The sequence below is a fragment of the Bradyrhizobium sp. AUGA SZCCT0160 genome, assembly GCF_018130105.1.
In the GTDB taxonomy this organism is placed as follows: Bacteria; Pseudomonadota; Alphaproteobacteria; order Rhizobiales; family Xanthobacteraceae; genus Bradyrhizobium.
This window is the reverse complement of record NZ_JAFCMD010000001.1, coordinates 22,339-35,579: the sequence shown is the minus strand read 5'-3', so window position 1 is coordinate 35,579 and position 13,241 is coordinate 22,339. Positions and strand designations below refer to the sequence as shown.

Sequence of the window (13,241 nt, the reverse complement as noted above, 5' to 3'; positions counted from 1 at the left end):
CGTTGCTGCTCGTGGGTCCACGAACGGACCGCCCGGCCCAGTGACGCCCCACAGCAATTGGCGGCCCGCAAAAGGAACTATCAAGGGCTTGGCGTTCCTTACGACCTCGTTCATATTTCCGAGAATCCAACGAGCGCCGCGAACGGCTGACTTAAGCTGCTCTCAAAGTCGATGTATATGCAGGTTAGGCGGCGCGCCGGACCCCATCCATACTTTGCTTGATCTGCTTTGCGGTCTCATCGGCCATTTTGAGCGACATGTCGGCTATCCGACGGCTGCTCTCCAGGGCGGTTTCGACGTTCTCCCGCACCATGTCGGTTTGTACGGCTGCAAAGTCCTGAGGAGTTCGACAGGTCCACAACTGGCTCATGCGATCCATATTTTTCTCGACTTGATGCCGAACCATCTGAAAGTACTCTCGAGACACCCCATCCATCGCTCTGGCAGCAGCGGTACCCGTATAGAGTAGGGTTTGCGCATTGCGGGTGGACCGTTCCGTTGCCTCTTCCACCCCTTCTCCTGATAAGCCCAGCGTACGACCAAACTGCTCGGTAGACCGTCCCATGACCGAGGTCGCCGCTTCCAAGCCCAACCGCCATGCATTTTGTAACGTCGTGACGTTTTGCCTGAGCAGCTCTGCACTTGCTCGAGCTACTTCCTCTCCGGCATCAGCCGCAGCTTGCCCGACACGGGCTGTCTGATCGGCGGCTGCTTGTCCGATGCGGCTGGTCTGCTCAGCGGCCCGCTCGCCGGCGCGGTGGGCTGCATCTTCCATGCCTTGCCTGGATTTATCCTCGCGAGGGTTTGCCATCATTGTTCTCCGATGATTGCCCCAGCTCCTTGTCGAGCAACGCGATCTGGGTGGGACCGTTCCAAGCCCGCCGGTTTTTCCGTGATCCTCGATTGTCTCTTAGGAACGACGGCTACATATCCCGGTTATGCCGCAGACTGGCTCTTCGCTTGCCGCAATTCGGTTGGCTATTCACGTCTCGAGGCTTAATTAAAATGCTCTCTGATGGGTTTGTCTTTCTCGTCGTTGCCGGCATTCTTTCTGTTCTAGTGATCGGGAATGTCGTGTTCTCGTTCGTGGCGGAACGGCGGAACCCACCCATCGGTAATTTCATCGACTGCGAAGGCGTACGACTCCATTACCTGGAGCGTGGTGATAAGGCGGCGCCGCCCGTCGTGCTGTTCCATGGTAACGGCTCGCTGATTCAGGATCTAATCATCAGCGGTCTGGTGGACCGTCTTGCTCGCCGCAACCGCGTTCTATGCTTTGATCGGCCGGGCTTCGGATACAGTCAGCGGCCTCGCGTGCGCATCTGGACTGCGACAGCCCAAGCGGCGCTGTTCGTGAAGGCTCTTCATCATCTCGGCGTGCGCGATCCTATCGTGCTGGGCCACTCATGGGGTGCGCTGGTCGCCATCGCCATCGGATTGCAGGATACCTACCCCGTCCGTGGGCTTGTGCTTGCGTCCGGTTACTACTTTCCGACGGCGCGGTGGGACTTCTGGATGATGTCTGGTCCAGCGGTACCGGTGTTGGGTGATATTATGCGCTACACGCTCGCGCCGGTTATCTCGTGGGCCATTCTACCAATGCTACTGCGCAAGATGTTCGCGCCTTGCGCCGTTCCTGCGAATTTCAAGGATAACTTCCCAGCCGCCCTGACGCTCCGGCCGAAGCAACTGAGGGCCGCTGCGGAGGAAAGCGCTTTTCTCATTCCGGAAGCAGCGCGACTTCAGTCTCGCTATTCAAGCATTCGATGCCCGATTCATATTTTCCACGGAACAGAGGACCATCTCATCGAATCCGAACAGGCTCGACGTCTACACAAAGTACTCAGTCGCTCCAACCTGCACCTCGTGAATGATGCCGGGCACATGGTGACTTATGTCGACGGTGACACCATTGTGCAAGCCGTGAATAGTCTCAGCGTTTGCCTAGAGCAGCCGTTGCGGATTATCCCGTCACGAGATGAAAACGGAAGATCGCCTGGCTGATCCAGTCGAACGAAGGCCATCAATATCCGGCACGACGGGCGGCGGCGCCCGCCATCGCTGAGAACGCCGGTTGCGCTCCGCCTTCCTCAGGAATGGATCAGCGCCCGTGCAACGACGCGGTTCAGGCAAATCAAAACTCTAGAGCAGCGCCTGAAAGAACAGGCCGCGCGCCTGCGTGATGAGCCAACGCGTTCCGCCAGGGGATGAACGCGACAGGATCATTCGCCGGGCGCGGCAGACAGAGACTGTTGTTCATATGCAGGATTGGCTGGGTCACCGGGACTACGGCCGCCGAAATGATACGACGTTATCCGACCGTGAAAGGATTCCAGATGGTAAGCAAGCACCGGATGACGATCCGGAAGATTGCGCACCGAGCAGGCCCGGCAGGTTGCCGAGGAATACGGTAAGGACCAGCGCGAGATTATCAAGAAGCTGCACACGCCCCTCAGTAACTAACTCAAACTTGTGGGTCCGAAGATAGGAAGCGCGCCGATAATTGGAGGCCTTCTAAGTTTGGAAACGAACCATCTCCAGCCAACTTCGTCTTACATGGACGGAGGTTGGCCATGGATCAGCTCGAGGACCCCCGCGACCTGGAGCGCAAGATTGAACAAGCTAGCCGTATAGCCTCTCGGGTAACAGACCAGACGACCTATCAGCGCCTTACCGCTTGGGTCGATGAACTAAGACAGAAACTGCAAAAGCACCTTGCTGCTAGGCGATCTAAGGAAGAGATTAGAGCGCGCGCTCACGAACTATGGGAGCAGCACGGCCGCCCGGTTGGCCGGGACGAGGAGTTTTGGTTACAGGCAGAGTCGGAGCGCGGGAAATCTCAAGACGAGTAGCTTCAGGTCGTGCGGATGGGCTGTGCTGATTACGAGAAAGGCGACCGCAATCAATCCCAGCGCGAGAGCTGCGATAATCATGGGGAGCCTCCATTCCCCCCAAAGCCGCTTCAGGAGCGGGTAGCGTCCAAGGCCACTTTGAGAGGTCAATCTCAGCACAAAATGAGCCCATCCGTCCGGGCTGTGGCGCGGACAGGGGGCATATGGCAAGAGCCACAGGCTCTAACAGCGCTCTCGGCGAAGAGCGCCAACGGAAACGCAGCGAGATCCATCGCTTGGGTAGCGATTTGAGGAAATAGGTATCACCACCTAACGATATACGAACTCCCGACTGAGCAAAGTGTGTCGCGGTCAGCGAGTCGAAGAGCAGTTCGCTTTGACTGTGAAAGGGCGAAGGCGGTCGCCGCCACCGGGCCGCCGCAACTTAGGTTCTGCAATCTGCCGGCGCATTGGAGCGGAAGCCCGCAACCCTCGCGTCGGGAGTCGGGTTTTCGGCGACTAATGTCGCCGCTGAATGCCCGCGGTTATGTCCACCTCGCTCTCCTGGGAAATTCGCCAAGCTGTGATGCCGAAGTAAGCCGTCAGCATGAGACAAGCCGCGATGAGAAGTGAAAACGACAATCGACCCACTGTCAAAACCCTGCCAAGCCAACCCCGCTTGGAAGACAGGCGAAGCACTATCCGGTGAGTCGAAAAGCGCAGAGGCGCTGACCTAATGAAGGTTTTCCCCAGAACAGCATGCAACGCCCTCGCCGCTATAGCTGCTCCGCATGCCGGCCATTACGCGCTTTCCGATCGCGGCACGATCGCAAAGCCTCTTTCGATGGCGGCTTTAAACAGGGTTTTGAGTCCGGGCTCTGCCAGCACTTCGTCAGCTGCACTAAACGGCACAACTTCTTGCCATTTCGATCGCGGCCTCGCTTCAGGAAGGGCGGTCAGCGTCATGGCATAGGCTACGCGCAGTTCTCGACCATCAAGTGATTGCTCGACGTACTTTCGGAGCCTGTTCACGTCTCCACCTTCAACGCCAGCGTGCGGGGTTCTGCAAGACGATCCAAATGAGGAAGACCAAAGCTACAATAACCCAGATTTGAATTTTCAGCTTGCTGGGCCACTTTGAATTTTTCACTGCCTTCGCCTTCAACCCCTCTCTACAAGCCGCGGGCACTGGCTAATAAGTCAGCACCAACAATCGCTGCACAATCGCGCCGAGACAAACGAGTACAACGAGCAACTTGAGGAGATTCCTAAGCTTGGCGTCGGGCGCGAACTTTTCAATAGCCCAAAAGCAGATCGCGCCGACGACCACAATAATCAAAATCCCGATCAAAAGTGAAATCATTGTGCCCTCATTGTGCTGTTGATTTTCATTTGGTCTTCATCTTCAAGCCCAACTCCACAAGCCGGCGGATGGCCTCAGGGCGACCGGGGAGATCGTCCTGATTGCGGCGCCAGTCGTCTAGCTGCTTTGCTATATCAGGCTGAACGCGAACGAGCACCGGGTCACCGGTAACAGCCGCTCGCTTCTTTGGCGACTTCGTGATTTCACGAGTTGATTTGCCCATGAACCCATGATATCACGAAATCATGCGGAGGGGAAGTTTGCACACTGTCGTCTGACAATTTTAAACCAAACCTCGCACGCGCAAATCCTTCTTGCGCGGTGGTCCTTCCCTGCACATCTTCGTTGTCACCTTGCGATGCGATCATGCCTGCAGGTACTGCCAGGTATCCTGGCATATGCAGGGCGCGTCGCGCTTTGATATGTCTGCCGCGACGCCAAGCAGTCGTCAATCGGTTGTTCAATTCACCGTCCCGGAACCTGACAGTTGAGTTTCAGGGGAGCGAACCACTACTGGCGTTCGATCGGATCCGTCACATCATCGAACTACCGAAACTAAAAATCTGCAGCATCAACGGCCGCATCACCTTCAGTGTTACCTCGCCTTAGCGAGCGAAAGGCTGATCCTTGTGACGACAGCATCCCATTGACGGTCTTCCGCGGCAGGATAATTGATCAAGACGCAGTTCATGTATTCGTTGGCCCGGTTGCAGCGGTTATACCAGGTCCGCCCATTTCGAATGCTGGACACTGCGAAGAAACGTGGCGTTACCCTTTTGTACTGGATACCGGCAGGCGGCCGCCTCTTCGCAAGAAAAATGGCAGGTGAGTCATTCTCAGGATTGGGAACGGACTGCACGGTCAGGTCTGCCCGATGGTCCTTTGTAAAGAATCGCCGTCCAGTGCCGCCATCCGGCGGGCCCGCGTCCTCTGTGAAAATAGTCACCGGAATATCTACTTTCGCTCCGGTTTCGGGAATGATTTACTTTCGCCATTCGGTGGTGTCCGCAAGGACCGCCGCCGGAAGGAGGATGACAACCAAGGAAACGAGCAGCCGGTGCGGGCTCATCGAGCATCTCAGAATCGGACGAGACCAATTAGACCGTCAACTTTCGTTCTGAAGTCTGGTTCCTAGCAGTTTTTTGCGAGCTGACATGGGTGGAAGATGATTTGCATTGTTCGGTTGCAAGAGTCGGTTGACCCGTGTCGAGTGCCGGCCGTCCACCTTGCCGACCAATTCGGACGCCATGAAGCTTTAATCAAGTTTGATCATCAAGAGAGGTAAGCCGGCTCGATTGGCGGGCTCGTTCATTTCTCCAAGCGCCTGTTCTTGGCACCTTTGAGACATGCCCACCCATCCTGACAATGTCCGTTCACCGGGGCAGACCGGAAGTCGCCGTGGTTCGGCAAAACCGACGCGAATGACGCTGGAAGACATTGACCCTGTAGCTCGATCCATCTTGCTGCGAGACTTTCCGCCATCAGCCACAAGCTATAGTACTTCAACGCGAACCCACGCCGCGGTCCGTAATTCCTAAACTGCGCGCCGCACCGAGCGAAAGGTCGAGGACGCGGCCGCGAACCAAGGTCCCCGGTCGTTGATACGAACTACTACAGACTTGCTGCTCGCAAGATCAGTTACACGAACTCGTGTACCGAACGGTAGGTTGCGGTGGGCAGCGGTCAGTGAATTCCGAATGAACGGAGCACCGCTCGCTGTTTTTCCTGTCGGATATGAATAGTAAGAGGCTTTTCCAGAAAAAACCCGGTTTGACGATCGAGGGGCTGAGCGCTCTTCCGGACGAGCCGTCTCCCCTCCGGTCGGGGGTTGCTCAACTGGAGGATTCTGTCTGGGTTGGTCCCGTGCCTCGGGTGCCGGTTCTGCGTGCGCTTTTGGAATGATAGACCATCGATCAATGAAGGTCTGTGCTGAAGTAGAATCTACATGCACGCACAACCAAACCGGTACTGTTACGATTGCAGCTATTCCAAAGATAGGGCGCATGGGGCGGCCTCACATAAGTACAAATGAATAACGCGAGCTGTTGAGGCTCTGTTCCTGTCATGCAGGAATTCTCGCGGCGATGAAGGGATATAATACCGATGCTTCCAACTCATACGTCTGGTGTCCGCAGCAACAAACGCCTATTTCCGAGGTATTGCTTAAGTGAGAGTTTGTTGCTCAGATCTATGGCAGTGGAAGCGGGATTTAGACCCTCTGAGGTCCCTCCCATCAATTAGGCATTGCTCGCTCCCGGCCTTACTGCACGTTTAGCGCTGCTGATATCTCCCATTGTCGCTGCCCGGGGTTCCAGAATTAACCCGCAGCGAGCGTATCAAGCTTAATACGCGAGTTTCGTTGCCGCGTGCGAACGTAGGCCTACCATTCCGGTAGTCGTTCGGATTTGAGAGGTGTCCAGATCACCAATCAAGCGTACCGCTCGACTAGGGGCGCCGCTGTAGGCGGCGTCCCGCTCAAAATGATCCTGCACGCTTCACGGGACTGCCATGTCGAACGTCGAGCAAGTGCTAAAGTCCGCAGGTCGAGATCGTCGCGCGATCGGCCGGACGCGCATCAATCGGAGCGCAACGTTATTCTTTCATGGTGGAGCCGGTGTCTCTCCTTGCTGCGTTCGCGACGTGACGAACTACGGAGCCGGCATTCGTTTGGAGCAGCTAAACGTCTTGCCGGTGGAATTCGATCTGTCGTTCGATAATTTTCGGACGATTCGCGAGTGTCGCTTGGTCTGGCGAGACGCTGACTTCATCGGCGTCGCTTTCAGGACCTGATCTTTGGGATACAAAGCATGACGAAACGCGAACGCGGCGATCTAATCTATGGGGTCGTCGCGAGTGCGCTCGCATTTGTATTCATGATCATCATGATTTTCTCGCAATGATGGTTTCGCTTGTCGGAGGTTACGCGGCGGCGCGCCGGCTGGCGCCGCATGCCTGGTCGCTGAACAGCGAACACTGACCCAACGTAACCCCATCGCCCCGCTTGGTCTTGGAACCGGGGCCACCGGCTAAACGTTGTCATAGCTAGAATTCCAAACTGCGCAATGACGCAGCAGGCGGAGTAAGACGCATGGATACCACCACACTTCTCATCATCGTACTTCTTGTTCTGCTGCTTGGCGGCGGCGGTTGGTACGGCCGAGGACGCTGGTATTAAAAGTTGGCTCGATCTGTGATCGATCTCTCAGCGTGACCAAGACGACTGCATGATCCCCGATGGGTGAAGGATCGCTACATCGATGAGCGACGGCTTCGAGCGCCCAAGGTTCAAGTCGACGCCCGCCGGGGAGCGGGAACTTCCGATTGCAAGTCAAAGGCCGATAAGCGGGGATTGGCTCAATCGTCAACTTCTTGTTCACCAATAATTGCCACCCTGATTGTCGCCTTACCGTAAAGCCGCCCCCGATCGGCCCGGAGGCGGCTTTTTGTTTTATCCGGGGCGCGCGAGACTGCGCAGAGTTTTACGATCACGGTTTCGAAGGTACTGGCCGGTCAAGTTGATGGGCGAGCAACGCTCGCCGAACTCACGCGACAGGTTTCTATTCTCATTTCCAGTGGCCCCGATTGGACCGATCGAACCAAGCGGTTAGCTGCGCTTGGGCCCGGCCTGAGCATCTTCGGTTCCCATTGTGACTGTCGATGGTGGCGGTTGGCAGATTACCGACGCGGGCCGGACGGTTCTATTGTCACTCGAAACTCCAGCCTCGTCCTCCAAGCCGCGACTGTGGCGGGCGGAAGGTTGGGGCCGCTTCTTGTCCCACCACCCAGTTGAGACCTTACTACATGAACAGAACGGCCGCGGTTAGCGCGACTGGGACTAAGCCAGTTACGGTAACCTTGGAGCCGGCCCGGAAAGGGAGTGGATAGTAGGGTTACGAACCATCGTTAGGGGCTTTCGAGGGACATAACCAGCGCGTGGCTTGGCGTGTCGCGTCCGTCAGTGATTGGGAGCCGGGGCACTTTTGCCGGCGGAGTTCTTTCTGCGCGTTGCCTAGCTGTGTGATGTTTGTGTGATGTGCAGCACGGCGGCCATTCTGATCACAGCGTATCCCTTAGTCACGGCTGGCGGGGATTGTCTCGCCGCAGACAGAAACAGGAGACATTCTATGAGCAATCAGGCTTCCATGCTGACCGAAAGCGATCTTGAAGCTGTCTCGGGCGGCCAGGATACGACGGTACGTTTCAAGATCTTCGGAATCAGGATCAGCATCAGCACGACGGATGGACCCAACGGGCCGATCACCTGCACGACCGTTCGCGGTTCCGATGGCAAGGGCAGCTCAACCTGCACCATTCCGGTCTAGCAGAGGGCCCAGCCCTAACCGGCGGGGCTTTCTTCTTGATGTTAGGAACGATCTGGGGCCGCAGGAATCGACTCTGCGCTCCCGGGTAGACTCCTCAGCCTCCGACCGGGAGAAAACCCCACCTGGGTTGGCGGCCTGCAGCGTTGCGCTGGGGCCGTTTGCGCGATTCCCGTTCCGATAAATGTTCAAAAGTGAACAAGGACAATGCCCGCGGGTCGGGATGCAGCGCTCGAGCGCGACGCTACGCATCGGTCGTCAGTGGGCTTGGGGTGGATCTCGCCATTTGGGTCGGGGTCTTGCCTTGCATGGGTTGAGGCCAAACGATTCGGGGGACTTGGAGGGTTCTTCGGCCGGGCGACTGGGCTCCGCCAAACGCTTTCCCCAATGCGGGTCTTTGCGATTCGGATTTAACTGCGTTGCCAGCCCAGACTAACCACGATTTGTGATCGTTATTGTAGTGGATTGAACGAGTAAGCTACGCCGATCTTCCCTGACTGTATTGATAGATCGTATTGGGTCTGTCGCTGATATCCCTGAACGGTTGTACCTACGCCACCGGCGGACTGGAATCTGAATCGGTCAGACGTCCGGGCGCTTCCTAAATCTGTGTATCTGTATTCGGCCCTAACTCCAATTCGTGCCCAATTTACGTTCTATGCCTGCTCCGGCAGTCCAGCCGCTAGCCAAAAACGATTCTTCAGGTTGAAAGAACGCATTGTCAGTAACATTGCGCGCTTCAAACTGGGCAAGCGTCCAACCTCCAATTCCGTAAATCAGCGTCTGATCGGTTACGAGAACGCCAGCGCGAAGCAACGCGGAAGCCATCCAGCGTGACGCAACCTGAGGCCGGAAGTCCGAAAACGCGGTTTGACCATTCGGATCGCATTGGTAATGAGAATTTCAACGGCCTGGTCTGACATTTGATGCCTCCAATATTCGGCAAGCCTAACACTAATTGGAGTCAATTTTGCTCCGATTTCGTAAGGGTGGGCAAACGCAATTCGTTCACCTTCGCCATCGGATCGATCCTTGATTGAGCGTGCGAATGCAACACCAGAATCCCTCGTCGAGCGGTGATGCGATCAAGGAACGAGCCGCGCAATATGTGCGGATGTCTACAGATGAGCAGGACTATTCGCCATTCAATCAAGAGAAGGCCATCGCGGCGTACGCGCTTGCACACAATATTATGGTCGTCCGCAAATATGCTGATGAGGGACGAAGTGGATTAAACCTCGATAGTCGGCCGGGTTTCAAAGAAATGCTTCGCGACGTTCAGGCCGGTCAGACGCACTATAGTATTATCCTGGTCTACGATGTGAGCCGCTGGGGCCGATTCCAGGACGTGGACGAAGGCGCATATTACGAGCAGATATGCAAGAAGGCTGGTGTTCGTGTCATCTTTTGTGCCGAAGATTTCAAGGACGATGGCAGCTTGGCTTCCACGCTCCTCAAAGCCATGGATCGTGTCGAGGCCGCCAAGTATAGCCTAAGGCTATCAACACGGGTCTTTGCTGGTCAGTGTAACTTGGGCAGTCGTGGCTTTTGGCAAGGCGCGCCAGCCGGCTATGGCCTAAGACGGGCGTTGTTCGACGCCAGCGGCTCTCCAAGAACAATTTTGGCAGCGGGAGAGCGCAAGTTCATTCAATCGGATCGCGTCATTTTGCATCCGGGGCCGGCTGACGAAGTCGAGATAGTACGGCGCATCTTTAGATCGTTCGCGTTGGATGGGAAAGGGGAGATCGCAATTGCCAAGGAATTGAACGACGAGGGTCGTGTAAATCAATTCGGGCGCCCGTGGAGCCGCGGTACAATCTCGCACATTCTCTCAAATGAAAAGTATATGGGCAACAACATCTACAATCGGACCTCTCACAAATTGAAGGGCAAGTGTGTCAAGAATCCTCCGGAGATGTGGATCAGATCCGCCAACGCATTTGAAGCGGTGGTTGATCCAATACTTTTCGATGCGGTCCAGCGGAAAATGGGGGAACTCACTTATCGCAAGTCTAATCAGCGCATGCTTGACGATCTGCGCTCCCTTCTGGCGTCCAAAGGACGCCTGACGAGCAAGCTGATCGATGACGCCGAGTTGCTCCCCTGTTCTGGTTCATATCACCAGCGTTTCGGCAGCCTGTTAAAGGCCTATGAGCTGATTGGATATCAGCCAAAGATCAAAGTCGCAGCTATCGCCGCCAGGCTAGAGGCTCGAACAAAACGTCGTCGTATTCTCTCCGACATTTTTGCGGATCTGGAGCGTTCGGGTCTGGATGTCCGCTTCGATTGGGGAAAGCGGGCGTATGTCGTGAACAGTAAGCTTACTGTCGCAATCTACTTGCTCCGACGTCTTAGAGGGAAGCGCGGCCCTCCGCAGTGGACGATAAGACAGCGTAGGAAATCTAACACGAAGCTCGTAATCGGCGTTCGTACGGACGCGGCTAACGATAGCGTCCACGATTACCTGCTGCTGCGCCCTGCTGGATTGTCCGCTCGATTGAGAAACTCGGACGTGAACGTAGAGGATCTTGGGGCAACCAGCATTGAGACTATCGCCGATCTGACGAGAACATTACGCGATGCTACCACCGCAGCTTAAACCAAGCCTGGAGCGCCAGCGCCGCGACAAAGAGAAACGACGCAAGTAGGCCGACTATGCCTGATGGTCGCCGCGCGAAATACAGGCTGACCAAGGTTATTACTGCCGCCAGTTTGCGGCCGAAAGCCCGTTCCAGGCGGGGAGCATTGGCGAGCACGATCCCGACTTCGGATTCATCAGACATGGCTTCTCCTCCGGCACCTGCGATTGCAGGGCCGCTACATAGAGTTGAAAGGATCGACGGGCCGCTCGGAATCCGCACATGGCGAACTCAGGGAAGTGGCATTGAAATAATGTGCCGGTGATTTGCCCGACGGGGCAAGTCCTTATTTCCGCAATTTGTGTTCGACCGCGCTTCGAGTTGAACCAATGTGTGAGCCGATTGTTACAGGTGCGCGACTTCACCGGAGGGAAATCCAATGCGCGCTCTTGTCCTCGCCAGCATTTTATTGGCCTCGTCGAGCCTGTCGTCATTCGCCCAGGGCGAAGGGAAGCCGCCGATTTCGCCTTCGCAAAAGCACGCCTACTCAACCCGCCCCATCTGATCCGAACGTCCAGCAACCGCGCGATCAACGGACCGACCGGGATCAATCCAGAGGCGACGACCGCGAGATAGGTCCCGACTGGAGGATGCGCCGGGGTGACAGGGACCGCATGGGACGGGACGACCGGGAAGTGGATCAAGACATGCAGCGCGGGAACCGTGGGGAATATCGGGATCGCGACAGGGATCGCGGTCGATACGGCGATAATCGCCGGGGTGACGGGGAGCGCACGGGCCCGGACGACCGGGAGGTCGGTCAAGGCATGCGGCGCGGCGACCGCGACGAATATCGCGATCGCGACAAGGATCGCGGTCGATACGGTGATCGAGGCAATCGGGACAATCGAGGCTGGAATCGTACGGATCGAGACTATGACTATCGAAGCTACGATGAAGATCGGCCTCGGCGGCGCGTCAAGGTCTGTGTCGAATACGACAACGGCGACGAATACTGCCGCTATCGGCAAGGCCGCTGATCTCACGCCGGTACTGAGCAACGAGCTGTTGCGGATCGCAGCCGGAGAGTTCTGCTGCTGCTCGTCGTGATCCGTTTTTGCGCTTTCCTCTTTTTCTGCCTTGGTTAGTCCCCTCTTGCCGAGACGAAAGACTCTTTTGAACAAGGCGGTGCACACGCCCCCGGTCGGCCGACCCAGTAGCGGTGTAGGCCCTACTACGCCACCGGATTGCTCGGTGATCGATAGAGGGGGCATCCACGAGCACACCCGGCAGTCCTGGACGCGTAGCCGTTGCGGGAGTGGCCGCGATGTGAGGCCGGATAGAAACCTAAGTCCCACCTCCATTGCTTTGCGTGCACCGGCAAGCCTGACTGGACAGCGATGGTCCCAACCTGAACGTTAATAGACGTGCCAGGTGTCGGAGCGTTCGGGGTGAGGGCGGTCCGCGCTGATCTCAGCATGATGGCTACATTGGCGGCAGACCATCGAAGGTTCTGTCATCGTGCACGATCCGATCGTAACGCCCATCTCTTGCGAGATGGGCGCTTCGCATTGACGTTCAGTCCTTTTTGGGTGGAGTTGGAGCCGCTGTCAGCATCCGGGGCTTCCATTTGCCGTCTTCTTTGACATAAGCGGCGGTCCACGTGCCAGCCGAGTCCATCGGCTCGCCCTTGTCGTTCTTGCCGGTGACGCGGAATTTGCCCATCGCACCGGGCGTGTCGTTGTCGATCTGCCACACTTCATCGACTGTGGCTTCAAGCTTGTTCATACCGGCCTTAAAAGTACCGCCGTAGTAGGCCGTAATTTCGTGTTTCCCCGCCGGATTAACGATGAACCCATCCTTGGTGAACAGCGCCGCGATGCAGGCGGGGTCCTGCTTGCTGAAGCAATCCATATAGGCGGAAGCTATTTTGCTGACTTCCTGCTTCATATCATCGGCAGATGCTGGAGCCGAAAACGCAAATGGGATGCTCAATGCCAATAAAACTGAACGTTTCATTCCCATTCCTCCCTACCAGGTGGTGCGAAATTGCACCGTGACGCTCACCGTGATGGGCGCTGCGTTGCAATTCATGGTACGCCGGTCAACCGCCTGCACGGATTGGTGCGTAGAGCAAGCGTGATCATCC

10 protein-coding genes and 2 pseudogenes are annotated in these 13,241 nt (G+C 56.5%); 5 read left to right on the top strand and 7 right to left on the bottom strand.

What is annotated here, in order from left to right:
* Window positions 1-184 precede the first annotated feature (184 nt).
* The gene (locus JQ558_RS00170; protein WP_212292469.1) at window positions 185-811 is read right to left on the bottom strand and encodes a phasin family protein; all 627 of its coding nucleotides are present in this window, start codon (window positions 809-811) and stop codon (window positions 185-187) included.
* A gap of 194 nt (window positions 812-1,005) precedes the next feature.
* On the opposite strand from JQ558_RS00170, the gene JQ558_RS00165 reads away from it, so the two are divergent.
* Both JQ558_RS00165 and JQ558_RS37795 read left to right on the top strand, forming a co-directional pair.
* Window positions 1,006-2,004, top strand: coding sequence for an alpha/beta fold hydrolase (locus tag JQ558_RS00165; protein ID WP_212292468.1), 999 nt, complete (start codon window positions 1,006-1,008; stop codon window positions 2,002-2,004).
* A gap of 569 nt (window positions 2,005-2,573) precedes the next feature.
* Window positions 2,574-2,852 (top strand): DUF2934 domain-containing protein, encoded by a 279-nt coding sequence (locus tag JQ558_RS37795; protein ID WP_212292467.1) that lies wholly within the window; start codon window positions 2,574-2,576, stop codon window positions 2,850-2,852.
* Window positions 2,853-3,632: 780 nt separating this feature from the next.
* Here the strand turns inward: JQ558_RS37795 and JQ558_RS00155 are convergent.
* The 4 genes and pseudogenes from JQ558_RS00155 to JQ558_RS36965 form a co-directional block, all read right to left on the bottom strand.
* Window positions 3,633-3,863, bottom strand: coding sequence for a hypothetical protein (locus JQ558_RS00155; protein ID WP_212292466.1), 231 nt, complete (start codon window positions 3,861-3,863; stop codon window positions 3,633-3,635).
* A 160-nt stretch (window positions 3,864-4,023) separates the two neighbouring features.
* Entirely contained in the window at window positions 4,024-4,194 is a 171-nt protein-coding gene (locus tag JQ558_RS00150; protein WP_212208386.1) for a hypothetical protein, read from the bottom strand.
* 595 nt (window positions 4,195-4,789) lie between these two features.
* Window positions 4,790-5,263 (bottom strand): annotated as a pseudogene (locus JQ558_RS38230) (hypothetical protein).
* 433 nt (window positions 5,264-5,696) lie between these two features.
* Window positions 5,697-5,986 (bottom strand): annotated as a pseudogene (locus JQ558_RS36965) (septal ring lytic transglycosylase RlpA family protein); the annotation flags it as partial.
* Between the two features lie 2,332 nt (window positions 5,987-8,318).
* Here JQ558_RS36965 and JQ558_RS00140 point away from each other — a divergent pair.
* A complete protein-coding gene (locus JQ558_RS00140) occupies window positions 8,319-8,516 on the top strand; it encodes a hypothetical protein (RefSeq protein WP_212292465.1) in 198 nt (65 codons plus the stop codon).
* Window positions 8,517-9,561: 1,045 nt separating this feature from the next.
* Window positions 9,562-11,112, top strand: a complete 1,551-nt coding sequence (locus tag JQ558_RS00135; RefSeq protein WP_212292464.1) for a recombinase family protein — start codon at window positions 9,562-9,564, stop codon at window positions 11,110-11,112.
* Here the strand turns inward: JQ558_RS00135 and JQ558_RS00130 are convergent.
* A complete protein-coding gene (locus JQ558_RS00130; protein ID WP_212292463.1) occupies window positions 11,096-11,296 on the bottom strand; it encodes a hypothetical protein in 201 nt (66 codons plus the stop codon). The two genes, JQ558_RS00135 and JQ558_RS00130, sit on opposite strands and share 17 nt — an antisense overlap.
* Before the next feature lie 456 nt (window positions 11,297-11,752).
* On the opposite strand from JQ558_RS00130, the gene JQ558_RS00125 reads away from it, so the two are divergent.
* Complete coding sequence (locus JQ558_RS00125) at window positions 11,753-12,202, top strand: hypothetical protein (RefSeq protein ID WP_212292462.1); 450 nt, start codon at window positions 11,753-11,755, stop codon at window positions 12,200-12,202.
* A gap of 468 nt (window positions 12,203-12,670) precedes the next feature.
* On the opposite strand, the gene JQ558_RS00120 is transcribed toward JQ558_RS00125, so the two are convergent.
* Window positions 12,671-13,111, bottom strand: a complete 441-nt coding sequence (locus tag JQ558_RS00120; RefSeq protein ID WP_249142254.1) for a YybH family protein — start codon at window positions 13,109-13,111, stop codon at window positions 12,671-12,673.
* Window positions 13,112-13,241 lie beyond the last annotated feature (130 nt).